The organism is Rhodococcus sp. 06-1474-1B (genome assembly GCF_002258885.1).
Classification (GTDB): domain Bacteria; phylum Actinomycetota; class Actinomycetes; order Mycobacteriales; family Mycobacteriaceae; genus Rhodococcoides; species Rhodococcoides fascians.
Genome location: NZ_NOYR01000019.1, coordinates 270,670 through 289,926, shown reverse-complemented (window position 1 = coordinate 289,926; position 19,257 = coordinate 270,670). Strand labels below are relative to the sequence as shown.

The window sequence follows — 19,257 nt, the reverse complement described above, 5'->3', positions numbered from 1 at the left end:
GGATAGCAATGTCACTGCCCGAATTCTGGTTTTTCATCATCGCTTTCTTCTTCGTCGGCTACTTCGTGCTCGAAGGCTTCGACTTCGGCGTCGGCATGCTCATGCCCATTCTGGGTAGGCACCCCGACCCCGTGACGGGGGAGAAGCGTCGTCGCGCAGTTCTCAACACCATCGGCCCGGTCTGGGACGGCAACGAAGTCTGGCTCATCACGGCAGGCGGTGCCCTGTTCGCGGCGTTTCCCGAGTGGTACGCCACGTTGTTCTCGGGCTTCTACCTGCCGTTGCTGTTGATCCTGGTGGCGCTCATCCTGCGCATCTGCGCCATCGAATGGCGCGGCAAGATCGACGACCCGGTGTGGCGTCGTCGCTGCGACATCGGCATCGGCATCGGCTCGTGGGTTCCGGCGGTGCTGTGGGGCGTCGCGTTCGCCAACATCGTCCGCGGAGTCGCGATCGACGAGAACAAGAAGGTCACCGCAGGGTTCTTCGACCTCCTCAACCCGTACGCACTACTCGGCGGAGTAACGATGGCCGTGGTGTTCGCACTGCACGGTGCCGTGTTCATCGCGCTCAAGACCTCCGGCGACGTCCACGAGGACTCGGTGAAAATGGCAGCGTGGCTGTCGGTTCCGGCAGTGCTCGTCGGTGGAGCCTTCGCGCTGTGGACCCAACTCGCGTACGGGAAAACCTGGACGTGGGTACTCGTCGCGGTGGCAGCAGTGGCCCTGCTGCTCGTCGTCGCGCTGACGGCGAAAGTACGTGAAGGCTGGGCCTTCGTCTTCACCTGCATTGCCATCGTCGCCGTCGTCGTGCTGCTGTTCGCGTCCCTGTTCCCCAACGTGATGCCGTCCAGCACCGACGCCGCCTTCGATCTCACCATCGCCAACGCGTCGTCCAGCCCGTACACGTTGACGGTGATGACGTGGGCTGCGGCCTTCGCCGCACCCGTCGTCCTCGGCTACCAGGCGTGGACGTACTGGGTTTTCCGGCAACGTATTTCGAGCGCCCAGATCCCCGACTCGATCGGGCTGTCGGTGAAGTCGTGACCGCACCCACCACCCCGCGGACACGACCGAAGGGACCGGTCGATCCGCGACTGTGGAAGTACTCGCGCTCCGCCCGCGGCTACGTGCTCGTCACGGTCGCGCTGTCGACCGTGGTCACCCTGTGCATCATCGTGAGTGCACTGGCGATCGGACGCGTGCTGGCCGGCGTCATCACCGACCCGTCGGCCAGATCGTTGTCCGCATGGACGACGGAACTGGTCGTCCTGGCCGGTGCAACAGTGGTTCGGGTGCTCGCGACCGGAGCCCAGTCTCGTTACGCACACCGGTCGGCGTCGCGGGTCGTCGCCGAGCTGGAGATCGAAGTACTCACGACGGCAACGCGTTTCGAGCCTCGCGAGCTCGACGCCGAGCGCGAGGAACTGGCCGTCGTCGTGACCCGCGCCATCGGCGGACTACGGGCGTACCTCACCGGCTATCTGCCGGCGCTGGTGCTGGCCGTCATCGTCACCCCGTTGGTCCTGATCGTCATCCTCACACAGGATCTGACGTCGGCCGCCATCATCGCCGTGACCCTGCCGCTCATCCCCGTCTTCATGATCCTGATCGGCTTGCTGACCAAGGGCCGGGCGGCCGCCACGCTCACCACGATGACCAGGTTGTCTGCGCAACTGCTCGATCTGTTGGCAGGCTTGCCGACTCTGCGCGCGCTCGGGCGCGAGCACGGACCGGCCGCTCGGGTTCGTGCAGTGGGCGACGCCCATCGTCGAACGACCATGCGCGCACTGAAGATTGCGTTCCTGTCGTCGATGGTGCTCGAGTTGCTCGCGACGCTGTGTGTAGCGCTGGTTGCCGTCGGCATCGGGCTGCGGCTGGTGTTCGGCGAGATGACACTCGAAGCCGGCATCATCGCGCTCGTCCTCGCGCCCGAGGTGTACTTTCCACTGCGCGCGGTCGGCACCCAGTTTCATGCGGCCGAGGACGGCGTCGAGGCAGCCGATCGTGCATTCCGGGTGTTGGACCGGCGAACAGCGCGGCCGACCGGTGGCCGCACCGTCGACACGACAGCCGTCGACATCGAGCTGGACGGGCTCGGCGTTGCAAGTCGGGACGGAGCGGCACCAGCGGAGCTGAGTGCGCTGTGCCGGGCGGGCACCGTCACGGTCCTGACCGGACCGAACGGCGCAGGTAAAACGACTGCGCTGCACGCGATCCTGGGGTTGACTCCGCCGTCGACCGGTGCGGTGAGCGTCGGGGGAGTGCCGATCGCCGAACTCGATCTCGAACAGTGGTGGGCGCAGGTGGCCTGGCTCCCGCAGCGGCCGGTGTTGGTTCCGGGCACGCTCTACGACAACGTGACCCTACACGGAATCCCCGACTCGGCTGTACTGGAACTCGCTTGCCGCGCAGCCGGATTCGACGAGGTGCTTCGAGAACACCCCGAGGGCTGGGACACCCGCGTCGGGCAGGGTGGGGTGGGGCTCTCGCTCGGCGAGCTACAGCGCCTCGCACTGACACGTACCTTCGTGTCCGATGCTCCGGTGATGCTGTTGGACGAGCCGACGGCACACCTGGATCCGGTGAGTGAAGCGACTGTGCTGCAGGCGGTTCGAGATGCCGCCGACCGCGGCGTCACTGTGGTGATGGTCGGTCATCGGCGTTCGGTGCTGCATGCCGCCGACCGCATCGTCGAGGTGCGCAACGACTCGACCACGAAGCGGGAGTTCGAGCATGTCTGATCTGCGACGAGCGCTGGCGCTGTTCGAGCTTTCTCCGCGCAGAGTCGTACTGGCCGTGTTGGCGGGAGTAGCGACGCTGGGCAGTGCACTCGCCCTGGCGGCGCTGTCGGCGTGGTTGATCACCCGGGCGTGGCAGATGCCACCGGTGCTGGACCTCTCGATTGCCGTCGTAGCCGTTCGGGCACTGGGTATCTCGCGCGGGGTGTTTCGGTATCTCGAACGCTTGACCACCCATGATGTGGCGCTGCGCGGAACGACGGCGGCCCGCACGAGAATCTACGAGAGATTGGCGAACGGGAACGGCGCGGTCGCACTGCGACGGGGTGACGTTCTGGCGCGCACCGGCGCGGACGTGGACGTTCTCGGTGACGTCGTCATCCGGGCCGTCGTTCCCATCTGTGTGAGCGTGCTGATGATGCTCGCGGCCGTGGGCCTGCTCGCGGGAATCGCACCTGCCGCCGCATCGATTCTGGCGGTGGCATTGCTGATCGCCGGCGTGGGTGCACCGATACTCGCGGCCCGGTCGGCGAGGATCGCCGAGGAAGCCGGTGCCGAAGCCGACGTGCGCTTCGCCGAGACAGCCGTCCGCGCACTCGACCATGCGGCGGAACTGCGAGTCGCCCGTCGTCTGGACGCGACACTCGCCGAAGCCGAGGGCGCAGCACACGACTCGGTGAAAGCGCGAGATCGCGCGGCGCGTCCGTCGGCGCTCGCGGATGCCGCGCAGCCCTTGGCGATCGGAGCGTCGGTGATCGGGTCGTTGCTGATCGGCATCGGGCTGTACGGCCCGGACGGAGGCACGGCGGGCGGCATGACGCCGATGGCGCTCGCGATCATCGTGTTGGTTCCACTGGCCGCATTCGAGGCGACCGCAGCGCTGCCCGCAGCGGCAATCGCACTGATGCGCGGCCGAATCGCGGCCACCCGAATCATGACCATGCTCGATGCGGCGCCGCCCCATGTGAGTGGCAGCCTGAACGGGTCGTTCCGCGGGCTCCACTCCTGCCCGACCCCTGCTACGAACTTCCGCGCACATGCGCGGAGCGCAATCATCGGGCCCAGCGGATCGGGAAAGACGACGATGCTTCGGGCGCTCGCCGTCGAATTCGGCTCGGATGCAGCGCTGTTCGCCGAAGACGCGCACCTGTTCGACACCTCGATTCTGGAGAACCTGCGAGTGGTGCGCGGCGACGTGGACGAAGACCAGGCAACGCAGGCACTACGACGAGTGGGTCTCGGACCGTGGCTCGACGCGTTGCCCCAGGGCGTTCACACGACACTGATCGGTGGGGCGCAGGCGGTCTCGGGTGGCGAGCGTCGTCGACTCCTTCTCGCACGCGCACTGCTGAGCACCGCGCCCGTCGTGCTGTTGGACGAGCCGACCGAACATCTCGACAGAATCTCCGGCGAACGGATTCTGCGCGAGCTGCTCACCACCGACGACGGGCTGTTCGGTGCCGAGCGAACGGTGGTCGTCGTCACTCACCAATTGCCCGAGAACACCGACGCCGACCAGGTGATCGACCTCGGAGACCGGACTGCGAAAAAACCCTTTGCCGACTCCCGATCGCGGGCGTACGTTGGGAGTACACGAGAGAGGAGGTGGTCTGAAGTTGATGAACTCTAGGACGCGTGAGGTGGCTGTCAGCTAGCCGCAATCGCTGACGGATTCACTGCGAAGACCGCGCGAGCGGCAGGCGAATCCCAGGCAGCTACCCGGCCCCCGAGCCCCCGACCTGTCCGGTCGGGACCTGACAACAGGTATGGCTCGGGGGCCGTTCGCATGCGAACGACCCCCGAGATCCGAAGAAGATTCTGCGTCAGCCGATGTAGCGGGTGAGGCGGGCCGACAGACGCGGTGCGAGCGGGCCGTCGGCGACGACACGTTCCTCGACGTACGCCAGATCCCCGCCCTCGACGATTCCGTACAGGCGGCGAGCTCCGCCCACCAGTGCGCCCGAGGTGCTGCGGATGACGACGTCGGTGGCAAGTTCCCAGGACGACTGAGTCAGGGCGTGACCGTAATACAGTTCGACGACGCCGGTGCTGTGTGTCAGCAGCAGCTCGACGACTTCTTCGTCCTTGGACCCCTTGACTCCGTCGCCGCCGCTGATGCGCCAGAACCCGGTCTCCCGAAGGTCGGGGTGCGCGTAATTACCGTCGGAATCGAGTCTCCAGGAGCGCGATTCCCAGCTGAGGTAGCTGCCACCGTCATGGGAGACGACGATCTGCTGACCGAAGGGATAGTCGGTGTCCGTTTCCGGATCGTGCCCCTCGCCCTGACCACGCCACACGCCGACGAGTGGCAGCAGCGCCAGCATCGACGGGTGCAGATCGGGGCCGAGCCGGAGGTTTGCGGTGTCGTCCGGATGGGGGATGTCGGGCAGCACCGGGATGTTGCGCGCCGACGCCTCGGCGAACTTCTGCTCGGCAGCCGAAATGGCTTGGTCACCGCTGGTGATAGGGGTGCCCAGTCCGTCGTCGATGCTGTCGGGGTTGCCCGCGCCCGGTTCCGTCACGACTCGTCGTTGACCAGTCGGTAGACGACATAGAGCGAGAACGCGATGATGGCTACTGCCGCAAGCGCCAGCAATACCTCGAAGAAGATGACCACGGAACCGAGTTTAACCCGCGGCGAGACCGGTCGATGACAACGGTCCGTTTCCGCGCTGTGGCATTGGTGACACACCATCATTTTTGCGGCCCGCAGTGCCCTGGATCACTCGTAGTGATGGCGAAACCGACGCGAGCAGGTACCTTCTTCCCGGGGGCGTCGGGCTCTCGACTTCGAGAGCGCCGACGAATTCACTATGTGTGTCGTCAAGGCTGTTGTCTTGTAAGGCTGGGGAGGTCTCTGCAGAAATGCTGCGTCGTAAGCGTGTTCTGACATCGTCGTTCGGTTCCGTATTGGTTCGATCGGCGGTTGTCACAGTGGCGTTGGCCCTTGCAGCTCCCGCTGCTGCGCTGGCCGCGCCCGACTCGGGATCGTCCGATTCGGGTTCGGCAGAGTCGGGTTCGGCCGACTTCGGTTCGTCTCAGGGCCCGAATATCGATCCGAACAACTACGCGCAGGACTGCCCGGACGTACTGCTGTTGGCGGTGTCCGGAGCCACCGACTCGGACTCCGATCGCAATCCGCTCAACGAAGAAGCGCAGACGATCGCGTCGAACTGGGTCGGCAACGTCACCGTTCCGGTCGGTGAGGCGAACGCGGACAGCCCCGGCACCGTCGGCTGGCTCTACGTCCCGTATTCCTCCACCTACGGCTTCGACGTACTCGACAACGTGCCGACCTACCAGGAGTCGATCGCCGACGGCATCGCGTCGACCAATCGGTTGATGGACGAGTACAAGACCAAGTGCGGCGAGAAGACCAAGTTCGCGCTGCTCGGGTACAGCGTCGGCGGCGAAATTCTCGATCGCGTGACGATGGAACTCGGCCACCGCGACCCCAACGCTCTCGTCACGTCCGACGACGTCGTCGGTGTCGTCATGGTGGGGTCGCCCTACCGCCCGGCCGGCGTGCCTAATTTCGGTGACGAGGTGGGCCAGTCGCTCGGCGGCTTCATGGACCAGGCGCCGCGGGACTACGGGTCGATGACGGACAAGGTCACCTGGTCGTGTCGTCCCTACGATCTCGCCTGCGACTCGCCGGACAAGATCGAACTGCTGCAGCTGGCGCTCGGTGTGCTCGGCCAGATGCGGTTGACGCTGCTCAACCCGGTGCAGACCGTCTCCGACTTCGGTCGGACGGTTGCCTCCATTGCCACCCGCGCGATCATCGATATCGCCACGAACAAGTCGTGGCTCGAGTCGGACGAGACGCTCCTGCAGGTTCTCGTCAAAGTCTCCGACCGGCAGTATCAGGTGGACGACGCGAAGGCTGCAGCAGCGCTGTCGCCCGATCAACTACTTGCCGATCTCAACTGGGCCCTCGGTCCGGGTGCCGAAACGGTGAAGGCGAAGTTGCGTGCCGAGGGCGAGGGCCTGGTGGAGAACAACAAGGGCATCGTCGACGTCGTCCTCGGCCCCTACTTGGCGATCGGCTTTCTGCAGCACCTGTCCTACTGGTACAACGACCCCAACGACGGGGTCGAGTGGGAAAGCGAAAAGATGGTCGCGTGGGTGACCGATCTCGCCCGAACCGAACGCGAGAAGAAGAACGCGCCTCCCGCGGTCGACCCGGCCACCCCCGAGACCCAGGCACCCCAGACCCAGGCACCCCAGACCCAGGCACCCGAGACGCCCGCGCCCGCCCAGGAATCCCGGGTGCTGCCGGAGCCGGGGACGCAGACTCGCGTCAGCGACCTCGGAGCCTTCCTCGAATCCCAGGGCATCCCGGTACCTCCCGGCATGTTCCCGCCGCAGTACTCCACGGTCCCCGAGCCGGCGCGAGCGGTCGGCTAGAGCAACGGAAAGAACCCCGCACCTGGTTGCCAGGTGCGGGGTTCTTCTGCGTGATCGGTTCGGTGACTCAGACTCCGACGGTGACGTCGGCCGAGTGCACGCCCGCGCCCTCGGGCGTGATGACGGTGTCGCCGTTGCCCGATGCGGACAACGCCCGCAGCGTCCACTGTCCGGGGGCAGCGAAGAAGCGGAAATCGCCGGTTCCCGACGCGACGACCTCGGCGGTGAATTCGCCGGTGCCGTCGAGGAGACGGACGAATGCGCCCGCTACCGGCTCACCGTCGCCGGCGAGGACACGGCCGGTGATGACCGTTTCCTTCTCGACGTCGACGCCTGCGGGGATGGTCTGACCCTGCACGGGTGCTCCACACATATCAGTGAACCTCCAATTCGATGGGTGCTCCGACGAGGGAGCCGTATTCGACCCAGCTGCCGTCGTAGTTCTTGACGTCTTCCTTGCCGAGGAGCTCCTTGAGCACGAACCAGGTGTGGCTCGAGCGCTCACCGATGCGGCAGTAGGCGATGGTGGCCTTGCTGTCGTCGTAGCCCTTGGTCTTGTACAGCTCTTCGAGTGCCTCGTCGGACTTGAACGTGCCGTCCTCGTTGGCGGTGGTGCTCCACGGGATGTTGATCGCGGACGGGACGTGGCCACGCTGCTGAGCCTGCTCCTGCGGGAGGTGTGCCGGCGCGAGGATCTTGCCGGAGAACTCGTCGGGGGAGCGCACGTCGATCAGGTTCTTGTTGCCGATGGCGTCGATGACCTCGTCGCGGAACGCGCGGATAGACAGATCCGGTGCCTCGGCGCGGTACTGGGTGTTCTCCCGGCTGACGACGTCCTTCGACAGCGGGCGGCCGTCGAGTTCCCACTTCTTGCGGCCGCCGTCGATCAGCTTGACGTCCTTGTGGCCGTACAGCTTGAAGTACCAGTAGGCGTAGGCGGCGAACCAGTTGTTGTTTCCGCCGTAGAGCACGACGGTGTCGTCGTTGCTGATGCCCTTGGCCGAGAGCAAGCCGGAGAACTGCTCCTGATCGAGGAAGTCGCGGCGAACCGGGTCCTGCAGGTCCTTGCGCCAGTCGAGCTTGACCGCACCTTCGATGTGTCCGCCGTCGTAGGCGCTGGCGTCTTCGTCGACCTCGACGAAGACGATCTTCGGTGCGTTCAGGTTCTGCTCGGCCCAGTCGGCAGAGACCAGGACGTCGGAGCGAGCCATGGTGTTCCTTTCGGTCTTTCTTGTCGGATCAGGGGGTAGTTGTCACGCTGCGGTGCGCGAGTTGCCGCGCAATCGAGCTGCGAGGGGGTAGATCATGCAGCCCAGGCACACTGCGAACGCTGCGTTGAGAAACGCCGCGAAGAGCGCGAAGCCTGTCGCTACGGTGCCGACGACGGGAGCGCCGAGAGCGAATCCGAGGACTCCGACGGCGGCGAACACGAAGCCCACCAGTTGGGCGAACTTCAACGGGGCCACCGGCTCACGTTCTGTGGTCGGTGAGCGCCGCGGCGCGACGAATGTCGCGTAGATCGTGCCGTACGGACTGTGCTTGGGTCCGCGGACGGCTCCGATTCCGAACACGATCGCCTGGAGCCCCAGCAGGATTGCCGCTGCGGGAACCGAGACCGTGCTCGCGAGGAGGACGACGACCAGAACTGCGGTGGTGATCCACGCGGCGAAGCGCGGACCACGGACGTCGACCTGGTCGATCGTGGTGGTGTGGGTGTCGGATGTCGACATCGAGAGGTACTCCTGTGCGAGGCCGGGGCACGGCTTGTCGCCGGTGCTCGGATGTGGATTTCGATCATCGGGCCGGCATCACGCATGGGCGTGGCGGCAGACGGAAATCAGCAGCAGCGACAGCAACAACCGCCCAGTCGGCACAGATCAACCGTGCGTCGACTGGTGAGCATGAGCTCGCGGCGGGAGAACACGAAGTGCATCCTACCCGTTACCAGGGGCGCGTCGTACCGCCCACCTGAGTAGCTCTTGCCTTACAGCGCGTCGAGAGCCTCGCGCAGGGCTGCGGCCGACGGCACGCCGGCAATTCTCGAACGCCGACGCAGTTCTCCGTCGAGGACGAAGGTCGTCGGCAGCGAGAGCACTCCGAGTTCACGGGCGAGAACAGGATGAGCATCGATGTCGAGTTCGACTTCGCGTGCGTCGGTGCGGTCGGCGAGAACCTGATGCACCACACGACGCACGGCAGCGCACGGACCACACCAGTCCGCCGAGAAGTGCAAAATCGTCGGAGTTCCCGAGGTGACGCCCGCATCGACGAGCAGCGGAAGAAGGTCGTCGGAATCGGTGGACGCGATGGTGCGGACGGCACCGGAACGACGACGCAGAATCAGTCCGACAGCAACGGCAAGGACCGCCACGACAACCAGAACTGTGATCCCTGTCACGGCTTCTCGATCTCGTTGAGGTCGATGTTCACGTTCTCTCCCGACCCTTCGACGACGATCTGTGAACCCTCCGCGTAGACGTCCGTCGGCAGCAGTCCGAACGGCAGGCTCTGGCGTTCGATGGTCTTGGTGAACAGGCCGAGAACGGTGGGCTTGGCGAAATCGGGAATCGTGAAGTCGGCCTGCCCCTCCGGTCCGAAGTAGAAGTCCGATGCCACGATGGCGACACTGTCACCTTCGAGCAGAAGGTCGGCCTGCACGCTGACGGTGGTCTGCAGCGGTCCCACCGGAACCGTTCCCGTCAGTACGACGCCACCGGCGGTGGTCTTGCCCGACCCGCCGGAGCCGCCCGTGCCGTCGGACTTGTCGGCCGGAGGTGCGGAAACCTGCAGGTCGACGATGCCGAGGAACCGTCCGAGATCGGTTGCCTCGATGCGGACGCGGCCGTCGAGCTCGTCCACCGGGATGTCGCGGACGTTGTTGTCGATCAAGTCGGACAGGGCGATGTGGACGCCGCGCAGGTTGGCTTCGATGGTCGTCGAGCCGACGTATTCGGTCGGGACGTCCTGGGCCCGGATCTCGATGTTCTGATAGCGGCCGTCGGCGGCCTGGGTGAGGAACGGAAAACCGTGCACGATCACCTGGGGGTCCGAGGTGAGTTCGCCGCCGTCGCGGATGGCGCGCGAGACGCGATATTCGGAGTAGGCCGCGGCCCCGAAATCGACGACGAGCGCGAGGGCCAACAGGCTGACGAGTCCGATGAGAAGTGTGCGCACCGGTCCATTGTGACCGAAGCATCGCGTACTGCCCGCTTCGACCGGTTGTACGGACAAGCTAGTCTGTGTCCTTGACGATCACTCGATTCCAGCGTCGGCTGGACCGGCCAGCGGTAAGAACGGAGACGCAGTGGAGCTCCTGTTACTGACCTCCGATCCCAATCCGGAGGGCGTACTCCCGTCTCTTGCGTTGCTGGCCCACCACATCCGGCCGGTACCGACCGAGGTGTCTTCTCTCCTCGAAGCAGGTTCCGCCGACATCGCGCTGGTGGATGCACGTACCGATCTGGCTGCTGCTCGGGGTCTGTGTCGGCTGCTGGGTAGTACCGGCTCGGCCATCCCCGTGGTCGCGGTCCTGACCGAAGGCGGCCTGGTCGCAGTCAATTCCGACTGGGGGCTCGACGACATCCTGCTGCCCGGCACAGGTCCCGCGGAACTGGACGCTCGGCTACGTCTGTTGGTCGGCCGGAGCGGCGGGGTTGCGAGTCCCGAGACGTCGGGCAAGATCACGCTCGGTGAGTTGGTCATCGACGAGGGCACGTACACCGCCCGGTTGCGCGGTCGCCCACTCGATCTGACCTACAAGGAATTCGAGCTGCTGAAGTACCTGGCTCAACATGCGGGCCGCGTCTTCACCCGCGCCCAGTTGCTGCAGGAAGTATGGGGCTACGACTTCTTCGGTGGCACTCGCACCGTCGACGTCCATGTTCGACGCCTCCGCGCCAAGCTCGGCACCGAGTACGAGTCGTTGATCGGAACGGTGCGGAACGTGGGCTACAAGGCCGTGCGTCCGTCGCGTAACTCCAAGGGCGGTACGGCTCCGGACGCCATGGCCGGCGATTCCGACGATGCGGATTTCGAGTTCGAGCAAGAGAGTACGCTCTCGTAGATGAATTCGGATACTGCGTTCGACGTCCACCCCCTCGACGGCGACGCACCGTCCTCGCGCGTCAGCGACGAGATTCACCGGATCCTTTCGCGTGCAACCGAAGTCGACGGTACGGCACCGCTGTCCGAGCAGGCCGTCAAGGCCGTCGATGCGGGTGAGAGCGTCGTTCGATTCGTTGCCACCGACGCAGATCGAGTCGTCGGGTACGTCGGCGTCGCCGATGGTATGGCCGAGGCAGTGGTCGATCCGGAGTATCGCGGTCGCGGCATAGGTCGGCGATTGGTCAGCAGCGCACTCGATCTCGGCTCCGACACGCGGATCTGGGCGCACGGAAATCTGCCCGCAGCACAGTCGGTGGCGCGTGCGCTCGGGCTGACGGTGGTCCGGGAACTGCTGCAGATGCGACGGGCCGCGGCAGAGCCCGAACTGCCCGATGTGATTGTACCGCAAGGTATTTCGCTGCGAACCTATCGTGGGCACCAGGACGATGCCGAGTTGCTGAGGGTGAACAACGCGGCATTCTCCTGGCATCCCGAGCAGGGCGGCTGGACCGACCGCGACATCGCGTCGCGGCGAGACGAGCCGTGGTTCGATCCCGCGGGTCTTTTCCTGGCCTTCGAGGAAGGCAGCGACCACCTGCTCGGATTCCACTGGACGAAAGTTCACGCGGCCGAGGATCGGGTCGTTCCGCAGGCTCCACTCCCTGGGGGCAACGACCCGGCCATCGGTGAGGTGTACGTGGTCGGTATCGATCCGCAGTCGCAGGGTCGCGGTCTCGGACGGGTACTGACCCTGGCCGGGCTGCATTATCTGCGCGGTCGCGAACTGGACCAGATCATGCTGTACGTCGAGGCCGACAACACCGCGGCGGTGCACACGTACACCAAGCTCGGGTTCGCGAATTACCACGTCGACGCCGCGTACGCGCGGACCGCGTAATCGGACATTTCCAGCACGGTGTTCATCTTCCGTTCACCCACGCGGGGGTAAACGTCTACCACCTGCCTTTACCTTTCTCTCTGGGCGGCAACCTACGCTGCCTGGTGCGAGGGTTCTTCTGAGCCGGCACCTTCACAGTCGCAGCGCGAACCTCGAGTTCGCGCCGCGATCACGGCCCAAGATTCCTCGGAGGAAACAGGTGAACCTCAAGCGCAACGGTGCTCTCATGAGTGCAGTGGCAGTCAGTGCCATGTTGCTGGCCGCATGCGGTAGCGACGCGAACGTCGCCACCACGGACGGTGCATCGCAGTCCTCGTCTTCGTGCGAAGGCAAGTCCCCGTTGACCGGTGAAGGCTCGTCCGCACAGCAGAACGCCATGTCCAACTTCACCTCGATCTACTCCGGCGTCTGCGCTGGCAAGGCCGTCGAGTACACCACCAGTGGTTCGGGCAACGGCCGCACGCAGTTCGTCGCGGGCCTCGTCGACTTCGCCGGCTCCGACTCGTCCATCAAGGACGACCAGGCCGCACAGGCCGCCGTGCGCTGCGCCAACAACCCGGCGTGGAACCTGCCGCTGGTCTTCGGCCCGGTCGCAGTGGCCTACAACGTCGACGGTGTCGACAACCTGGTGCTGAACCCCGACGTCATCGCACAGATCTTCACCGGCAAGATCACCGCCTGGAACGACCCGGCCATCGCCGCACTCAACGAGGGCGCAACGCTCCCGTCGACCGCGATCACCCCGGTCTACCGCTCCGACTCGTCGGGCACCAGCGACAACTTCCAGCGCTTCCTCGCCGCATCCGCTCCCGAGGCATGGACGCTGAACCACAGCTCCGATTGGGCCGGCGGCGTCGGCGAAGGTGCCAACGGATCCTCGGGCGTCGCCCAGGCCGTGGCCGCCACCCCCGGTGCCATCACCTACGTCGAGAAGGGCTTCGCCGACCAGGAGTCGCTGGGCAAGGCCGCTGTCGACTTCGGTAACGGACCGGTCGAGCTGAGCAGCGAGACCGCGGGCAAGGCAATCGACGCCGCGAAGTTCAAGGGCGAGGGCAACGACCTCGTCATCGACATCGACGGCCTCTACGCCAGCAACGAAGCAGACACCTACCCGCTGGTCCTCGCGACCTACGAGATCGTCTGCTCGAAGGGCTACGACGCCGACACCACGGCCGCCGTCAAGTCGTTCCTGCTCAGCGCGGCAAACGAGGGCCAGCAGGGCCTCGAAGAAGCCGGTTACGTGCCGCTGCCCGACGCATTCAAGGAACGCCTGGTCACCGCCATCGAAGCGATCGCCTGATCCTCGATAAACCCGGTTTCGCCTTCGGTTCGCGGTGACGCGGGCCGAAGGCGGACCACCCTGCATCGACACGAGACAGTGAGCGGTATGAGCGACACCCACTCGATCACCGGCATCCCCTCAGCGGCTACCGTGCCTACCACAGGTGCCGCCCACGAACCGGAAGAACCACAATTGTCAGACTCGAAAACATCGGGGACGGTCACCCGTCCCGGTGACAGGATCTTCTCCGGCCTGGCCAAGGGCTCGGGCATCTTCATCATCGCCTTGATCGCTGCGGTCGGCATCTTCCTGCTCTGGCGAGCGATTCCCTCACTGTCCAACAACACGGTCAACTTCCTGACCTACAACGGCGCGTGGGACACCTCGAACACCTCGGCAATGGTGTTCGGTGTACTCGACCTGTTCCTGGTCACCGTCACCGTGTCGTTGTTCGCTCTGATCCTGGCGATGCCCGTCGCGCTCGGCATCGCGATCTACCTGACGAACTACGCGCCCAAGCGTGTTGCCGGACCGCTCGGCTACGTCATCGACCTCCTCGCTGCGGTCCCGTCGATCGTCTTCGGCCTGTGGGGCCTGTACGTCCTGGCCCCGGCGATCAGCCCGTTCGCCGAATGGCTGAACTCGTCGCTCAGTTGGTTCCCGCTCTTCAGCACCGGCTCGGTATCGATCGCAGGCGGCGGCACCATCTTCACCGGCGGCATCGTCCTGGCCGTGATGATCCTGCCGATCATTGCCGCCGTCACCCGTGAGGTGTTCATCCAGACGCCCAAGGGGCAGGTCGAAGCGGCTCTCGCGCTCGGAGCCACTCGCTGGGAGGTCGTACGCACCACGGTCATTCCGTTCGGCAAGTCCGGCTTCGTCAGCGGTTCGATGCTCGGCCTCGGCCGCGCACTCGGTGAGACCATCGCGCTCTACATCATCATTCGCAGCACCCAGGCGACCTTCGGCGGAACGTTGTTCGACGGCGGTTCCACATTCGCGACCAAGATCGCGCTGGCAGCGGGCGAGTTCAACAACCCGCTGCAGGCCGGTGCCTACATCGCCGCCGGTCTGGTGCTGTTCGTCCTGACCTTCGTCGTCAACGCCGGTGCCCGCGCCGCCATCGCCGGAAAGAAGGACTGACCCATGACCGCAACCATGGACAAGCCCGTCAAGGAGCCCACGTTCCAGGGCGTCAGCGCCCGGCGCAAGGCGTCGAACCTCGCGGCGACGATTCTCGTCAGCCTGTCGGTGCTCGTCGCCCTCGTACCACTGATCTGGGTGCTCTACACGGTGATCTCACGTGGACTGTCCGCTGTGGTCGCACCGGCCTGGTGGCAGAACTCGCAGGCCGGAATCACCCAGTTCATCGCAGGCGGTGGTGCGTACCACGCGATCGTGGGGACCCTCCTGCAAGGACTGTTCTGCGCCGTCATCTCCATCCCGATCGGCATCTTCGTCGCCATCTACCTCGTCGAGTACGGCGCAGGTACCAAACTGGCCAAGGTCACGACGTTCATGGTCGACATCCTCACCGGTGTTCCGTCCATCGTCGCGGCCCTGTTCATCTACGCGCTGTGGATCGCCACCTTCGGGTTCCAGCGCTCCGGTGTCGCCGTTGCCTTCGCCCTCGTGCTGCTGATGATTCCGGTCATCGTGCGGTCGGCCGAGGAGATGCTGCGCATCGTTCCGCAGGACCTGCGCGAGGCGTCCTACGCACTGGGCGTGCCGAAGTGGAAGACCATCGCCAAGATCGTCATCCCCACCGCGCTTTCCGGCATCGTCACCGGCATCATGCTGGCGCTGGCCCGAGTCATGGGTGAGACGGCTCCGGTGCTGATCCTGGTCGGCTCTGCCACTGCTATCAACTTCAATATTTTCGAGGGGCCGCAGACGTCACTGCCGCTCATGATGGTCGACCTGCAGAAAGCAGGAACCGGCGTGCTCACCGCGGAGCGCATGTGGGGAGCAGCCCTGACGCTGATCCTGATCGTCGCAATACTCAACATCGGCGCGAAGTTGGTCTCGAAGTTCTTCTCGCCCAAGAACTTCTGACCCACCCGACTCCAGAGAATCCTAAGGAATCAGAACATGGCAAAGCGTCTCGATCTCAAGGACGTCAACATCTACTACGGCAAGTTCCATGCCGTCTCCGACGTCACTCTGGCAGTCCCGCCGCGCAGCGTCACCGCGTTCATCGGACCGTCCGGCTGCGGTAAGTCGACCGTCCTGCGTTCGCTCAACCGTATGCACGAGGTCACGCCCGGCGCTCGCGTCGAAGGTTCGGTGCTGCTCGACGGCGAGGACATCTACGGCAGTGGCGTCGACCCCGTCGGTGTGCGACGCACCATCGGCATGGTCTTCCAGCGACCCAACCCGTTCCCGACCATGTCCATCAAGGACAACGTCGTCGCCGGTTTGAAGCTGCAGGGTGGCCGCGGCAAGAAGGAGCTCGACGAGATCGCCGAGCGCTCGCTCAAGGGTGCCAACCTGTGGACCGAGGTCAAGGATCGCCTCGACAAGCCCGGTGGCGGACTCTCCGGTGGTCAGCAGCAGCGTCTGTGCATCGCCCGCGCCATTGCCGTCTCTCCCGACGTGTTGCTGATGGACGAGCCGTGCTCGGCCCTGGACCCCATCTCGACACTGGCGATCGAGGACCTGATTCAGGAACTCAAGCAGGACTTCACGATCGTGATCGTCACGCACAACATGCAGCAGGCCGCGCGCGTGAGCGATCAGACCGGCTTCTTCAACCTCGAGGCAACGGGCAAGCCCGGCAAGCTCATCGAGATCGACGACACCGAGAAGATCTTCTCCAATCCGACGCAGAAGGCCACCGAGGACTACATCTCCGGTCGCTTCGGATAACCGCACACCGCACAGAGAACCCCCGCCGAGCGAAAGCTCGACGGGGGTTCTTCTTTGTGCGCCTGCCCTGGGGTCGAGATCGAGTAGCGTTGTCGCGCAGCGCTACTCGACCTCGAGCGAAGTGGGTGCTACGAACTGGGAATGTTCTGCTGGTGGAGGTCGGCGGGAAGCTGTCCGGTGACGAGGAAGATGACTCGGCGGCCCACCTCGACGGCGTGATCGGCGAAGCGTTCGTAGAAGCGGCCCAGCAGGGTCACGTCCACTGCGGCGGCGACGCCGTGGCTCCACTCACGGTCCATCAGCACCGTGAAGAGGTGACGGTGCAGGTCGTCCATCGCCTCGTCCTCTTCCTGCAGCTTCGCAGCGCGCTCGGGATCGCGGGTCTCGAGCACCTCGCGGGCCGAGGCACCGATCTGCACGGCGAGGCGTCCCATCTCGGCGAAGTATCCGTTGACGACCTCGGGGAGGGCGTGGTTCGGGTGCCGGCGACGGGTGATCTTGGCGACGTGGAGTGCAAGTGCGCCCATCCGGTCGATATCGGCGACGATCTGGATGCCGGCCACCACCGAACGGAGATCGCCCGCGACCGGAGCCTGCAGCGCAAGAAGTGTGAATGCCTTCTCCTCGCAGATCGCGCTGAGCTCGGTGATCTTGTCGTGCTCGGAAATGACCTGCTCGGCGAGAACCAGGTCTGCTTGGAGGAGAGACTGCGTGGCCTTTTCCATGGCCGCACCAGCCAGGCTCGCCATTTCTCCGAGGAGATCGGCGAGCTCGTTCATCTGTTCGTTGTAGGCGACGCGCATGAGCGCAGTTTAGTAGGTCACACCGACCAGTTCTCTGTCCCGAGGGTTAACGGGGAATGAATGGAGTCAGGCGCACGTGTCGTCGGCCGCGTTGGTGAACGACAGATCCTCGGGCAACTGTGCACTTTCGGTCGTTCCCTCCACCTGGGTGGGGTCGATCTGCGCGCCGACGTCGGCCGGGTACTGGGTGTAGCCCGGGTAGTTGGAACCGAGGACCACCTCCACGACGTTGTTCAGGCTCGGAGCCAGTTCGATCGCAGCGCCGGGTATCGCCGACGCCACCGTCGCCGCAGCGGCTTCCTGATCCTGGGAGTACCGAACGACGGTCTGAGCGGCGGAGCCGGAGAAGTTGCCGACCGTGAGGATCTGGAACCCGTACGTCGCCAGCTGATCGGATGCGGTCTGCGCCATTCCCGCGATGTCCGATGCGTTGGACACCTGCAGCGACACGGTGCCAGGATCGACGGCCAGCAGCGGGGCGTCGGGAGCGGCGGGCGGCGGGGTCGGCTCCGGTGTCACCGGTTCGGCCCGTTCTTCGCCGGGCAGGGGCAGGTCGTCGATGATCGCCTGGAAGATGGCACCGATCGCGTCCTCGTTGGGGATCTCGTTCCCGTAGTCGTTCGTCCCGGTGGTGGGAATGGTCAGGAAGGTCACCGCGCCGGCGTCGACGTTCTGCAACGAACGGCCGAGCGTTACCAGGTCCTGAGTCTTGACGTTCTCGACGAAGGTGTCGGAGGTGAACGCGTTGACGAATCCGTTCAGCTTGCCCGGGTCGAGAAGAACCTTGTTCGACAACGCCGATCGCAACAGTGACGACAGGAAGCGCTGCTGGCGCTTGATGCGGCCGTAGTCGCCGTTGCCCTCCGATTCGATGTTGCGTGCCCGGACGTAGTTCAGTGCGGTGCGGCCGTCGATGCGTTGGGTACCGGCGTTGGGGAGTACGTCTCCGAGTTCGTAGTCGACGAGAGGCTGCGCGGTACACACCTCGACACCGCCGACTTCGTCGACCATGGACTCGAACCCGGCGAAGTCCATGCCGACGAAGTGTCCGATCCGCAGTCCTGAGATCTTCTGAATGGTCTTGACCAGGCATTTCGGGCCGCCGAGGGCGTAGGTGGCGTTCAGCTTGTCGCCGTACGCCTCCGGGAACATCTCACCGGTGTAGGTATTGGTGACGTTGTCGAACTGCTCGCACTCGGGGCGGGTCACGTCCAGGTCGCGTGGGAACGACACGGCGACGACGCGGCTGCGGTCGGCCGGAATGTTGACGAGCATGACGGTGTCCGAGCGCGACCCCTCGGCATCGGCGACGGTTCCTGCGCCCACCTGCCCGCTGGCACCGGCGCGCGTATCGGTGCCGACGATCAGATAGGTCTCGTCTCCGTACTGGCCTGCGGCGTCGACGACGTCGGTCGAATCGGGGTCGAGCGCGGCGACTTGGAGGAATCCCTGATCGGTGTTGCGAAGGTAGCCCCACACCACTCCGGTGAGTGCCACGGCGAGGATGGCGACGATCGAGACCAGGCTTCGGCCGATCATGCGTATCCGTCGTCGTCGCCGTACCCGGCTCATCGCCAGACGCGTCAGCGCCGGCCGGTCGGCGGCGGGTGCGCCGACGGGTTCGGGTGCAGCATGCGGCGGCGGGGTGGGCATCGGACGGTTCGCCCGAGCCGGCGGGGGAGTGGAGTCGGTGATCGGTGAGATGACCTCGGTGGGCTCTTCGACGTCCGGCCGTTCGGGGGGATCACGTCGGGTCGCTCCCGAACGAGACATCTTGTCGACCAGTTCGGCGACCGACACCGTGTCCGCATTGCGGGGGGAGCGTTTACCGAGTCGGCCGCTGTCACCCGGCTTCGGCGGAGGATCGGAGTCGGGTGCGTCGGATTCCGAACCAGCGGGGTCGGGTGCGGCGGGGTCGTCGGACCGAGGGGGACGTTGTCCGGAACGTCCGCCTGCGCCGGTTCGTCCGATTGAGGACAGCGGGCGCTCCCATGGGGCGCGACCCTCGGGCACAGACGGGCCCGACTCTCGATCGTCTCCCACGAATTCGAACCTGGCCTTCCATCACACGCATGTGCCGTCTACTCGGCAATCCAAGCCATAGTACTGACTCGAGCGGCGCGGTCCACTTCGTGCGAGACGGGCCCTGGTG

General features: G+C 65.2%; 18 protein-coding genes. 10 read left to right on the top strand and 8 right to left on the bottom strand.

All coding sequences use genetic code 11. The annotated features are described in order from the left end of the window. The first annotated feature begins 8 nt into the window (after window positions 1-8). From cydB to CH266_RS06755, 3 genes are read left to right on the top strand one after another with little or no spacing between them, the layout of a single operon-like run. Complete coding sequence (cydB, locus tag CH266_RS06765; RefSeq protein WP_032367493.1) at window positions 9-1,046, top strand: cytochrome d ubiquinol oxidase subunit II; 1,038 nt, start codon at window positions 9-11, stop codon at window positions 1,044-1,046. Then, entirely contained in the window at window positions 1,043-2,743 is a 1,701-nt protein-coding gene (gene cydD / locus CH266_RS06760; RefSeq protein WP_094714981.1) for a thiol reductant ABC exporter subunit CydD, read from the top strand. The genes cydB and cydD overlap by 4 nt, the downstream gene beginning before the upstream one ends. Beyond that, window positions 2,736-4,370, top strand: a complete 1,635-nt coding sequence (locus tag CH266_RS06755) for an ATP-binding cassette domain-containing protein (RefSeq protein ID WP_094714980.1) — start codon at window positions 2,736-2,738, stop codon at window positions 4,368-4,370. The genes cydD and CH266_RS06755 overlap by 8 nt, the downstream gene beginning before the upstream one ends. Window positions 4,371-4,563: 193 nt before the next feature. On the opposite strand, the gene CH266_RS06750 is transcribed toward CH266_RS06755, so the two are convergent. Further along, window positions 4,564-5,229, bottom strand: a complete 666-nt coding sequence (locus CH266_RS06750) for an FABP family protein (protein WP_027495859.1) — start codon at window positions 5,227-5,229, stop codon at window positions 4,564-4,566. A gap of 376 nt (window positions 5,230-5,605) precedes the next feature. Here CH266_RS06750 and CH266_RS06745 point away from each other — a divergent pair, with 376 nt between their 5' ends. Next, the gene (locus CH266_RS06745; RefSeq protein ID WP_094714979.1) at window positions 5,606-7,150 is read left to right on the top strand and encodes a cutinase family protein; all 1,545 of its coding nucleotides are present in this window, start codon (window positions 5,606-5,608) and stop codon (window positions 7,148-7,150) included. A gap of 67 nt (window positions 7,151-7,217) precedes the next feature. On the opposite strand, the gene CH266_RS06740 is transcribed toward CH266_RS06745, so the two are convergent. The 5 genes from CH266_RS06740 to CH266_RS06720 form a co-directional block, all read right to left on the bottom strand. Continuing rightward, entirely contained in the window at window positions 7,218-7,523 is a 306-nt protein-coding gene (locus CH266_RS06740; RefSeq protein ID WP_008719402.1) for a DUF1416 domain-containing protein, read from the bottom strand. Between the two features lies 1 nt (window position 7,524). Beyond that, a complete protein-coding gene (locus tag CH266_RS06735; protein WP_027495862.1) occupies window positions 7,525-8,361 on the bottom strand; it encodes a sulfurtransferase in 837 nt (278 codons plus the stop codon). A 42-nt stretch (window positions 8,362-8,403) separates the two neighbouring features. After that, window positions 8,404-8,880: a DUF4395 domain-containing protein gene (locus CH266_RS06730; RefSeq protein WP_027495863.1), complete on the bottom strand. Its 477-nt coding sequence runs from the start codon at window positions 8,878-8,880 to the stop codon at window positions 8,404-8,406. 254 nt (window positions 8,881-9,134) lie between these two features. Further along, entirely contained in the window at window positions 9,135-9,548 is a 414-nt protein-coding gene (locus CH266_RS06725) for a thioredoxin family protein (protein WP_032388884.1), read from the bottom strand. Further along, entirely contained in the window at window positions 9,545-10,324 is a 780-nt protein-coding gene (locus tag CH266_RS06720) for an LmeA family phospholipid-binding protein (RefSeq protein ID WP_027495865.1), read from the bottom strand. Before CH266_RS06720 ends, CH266_RS06725 begins: the two co-directional genes overlap by 4 nt. Before the next feature lie 130 nt (window positions 10,325-10,454). Here CH266_RS06720 and CH266_RS06715 point away from each other — a divergent pair, with 130 nt between their 5' ends. The 6 genes from CH266_RS06715 to pstB all read left to right on the top strand — a co-directional run bounded on the left by CH266_RS06715 (window position 10,455) and on the right by pstB (window position 16,302). Continuing rightward, entirely contained in the window at window positions 10,455-11,213 is a 759-nt protein-coding gene (locus tag CH266_RS06715; RefSeq protein ID WP_027495866.1) for a winged helix-turn-helix transcriptional regulator, read from the top strand. Further along, window positions 11,214-12,152, top strand: coding sequence for a mycothiol synthase (gene mshD, locus CH266_RS06710; protein ID WP_032381644.1), 939 nt, complete (start codon window positions 11,214-11,216; stop codon window positions 12,150-12,152). A gap of 199 nt (window positions 12,153-12,351) precedes the next feature. Then, the gene (pstS, locus tag CH266_RS06705) at window positions 12,352-13,452 is read left to right on the top strand and encodes a phosphate ABC transporter substrate-binding protein PstS (RefSeq protein WP_032381645.1); all 1,101 of its coding nucleotides are present in this window, start codon (window positions 12,352-12,354) and stop codon (window positions 13,450-13,452) included. Between the two features lie 87 nt (window positions 13,453-13,539). Then, window positions 13,540-14,577 carry a phosphate ABC transporter permease subunit PstC gene (gene pstC / locus CH266_RS06700; RefSeq protein WP_032381646.1) on the top strand — a complete coding sequence of 346 codons (1,038 nt, stop codon included), beginning with the start codon at window positions 13,540-13,542 and terminating at the stop codon, window positions 14,575-14,577. Window positions 14,578-14,580: 3 nt separating this feature from the next. Next, on the top strand, window positions 14,581-15,489 hold the full coding sequence (gene pstA, locus CH266_RS06695) for a phosphate ABC transporter permease PstA (protein WP_027495870.1): 909 nt from the start codon (window positions 14,581-14,583) through the stop codon (window positions 15,487-15,489). Window positions 15,490-15,525: 36 nt separating this feature from the next. Then, entirely contained in the window at window positions 15,526-16,302 is a 777-nt protein-coding gene (gene pstB / locus CH266_RS06690; RefSeq protein WP_027495871.1) for a phosphate ABC transporter ATP-binding protein PstB, read from the top strand. 128 nt (window positions 16,303-16,430) lie between these two features. On the opposite strand, the gene phoU is transcribed toward pstB, so the two are convergent. Further along, a complete protein-coding gene (phoU, locus tag CH266_RS06685; RefSeq protein ID WP_027495872.1) occupies window positions 16,431-17,105 on the bottom strand; it encodes a phosphate signaling complex protein PhoU in 675 nt (224 codons plus the stop codon). Between the two features lie 66 nt (window positions 17,106-17,171). Beyond that, window positions 17,172-19,148 carry an LCP family protein gene (locus CH266_RS06680; protein WP_094714978.1) on the bottom strand — a complete coding sequence of 659 codons (1,977 nt, stop codon included), beginning with the start codon at window positions 19,146-19,148 and terminating at the stop codon, window positions 17,172-17,174. Window positions 19,149-19,257 lie beyond the last annotated feature (109 nt).

What these genes read in the sequence shown, in the direction of transcription:
- cydB (WP_032367493.1), top strand. Translation starts at nt 9, where the DNA reads ATGTCACTGCCCGAATTCTGGTTTTTCATCATCGCTTTCTTCTTCGTC.
- CH266_RS06755 (WP_094714980.1), top strand. Translation starts at nt 2,736, where the DNA reads ATGTCTGATCTGCGACGAGCGCTGGCGCTGTTCGAGCTTTCTCCGCGC.
- CH266_RS06745 (WP_094714979.1), top strand. Translation starts at nt 5,606, where the DNA reads ATGCTGCGTCGTAAGCGTGTTCTGACATCGTCGTTCGGTTCCGTATTG.
- CH266_RS06740 (WP_008719402.1), bottom strand. Translation starts at nt 7,523, where the DNA reads ATGTGTGGAGCACCCGTGCAGGGTCAGACCATCCCCGCAGGCGTCGAC.
- CH266_RS06735 (WP_027495862.1), bottom strand. Translation starts at nt 8,361, where the DNA reads ATGGCTCGCTCCGACGTCCTGGTCTCTGCCGACTGGGCCGAGCAGAAC.
- CH266_RS06730 (WP_027495863.1), bottom strand. Translation starts at nt 8,880, where the DNA reads ATGTCGACATCCGACACCCACACCACCACGATCGACCAGGTCGACGTC.
- mshD (WP_032381644.1), top strand. Translation starts at nt 11,214, where the DNA reads ATGAATTCGGATACTGCGTTCGACGTCCACCCCCTCGACGGCGACGCA.
- pstC (WP_032381646.1), top strand. Translation starts at nt 13,540, where the DNA reads ATGAGCGACACCCACTCGATCACCGGCATCCCCTCAGCGGCTACCGTG.
- pstA (WP_027495870.1), top strand. Translation starts at nt 14,581, where the DNA reads ATGACCGCAACCATGGACAAGCCCGTCAAGGAGCCCACGTTCCAGGGC.
- pstB (WP_027495871.1), top strand. Translation starts at nt 15,526, where the DNA reads ATGGCAAAGCGTCTCGATCTCAAGGACGTCAACATCTACTACGGCAAG.
- phoU (WP_027495872.1), bottom strand. Translation starts at nt 17,105, where the DNA reads ATGCGCGTCGCCTACAACGAACAGATGAACGAGCTCGCCGATCTCCTC.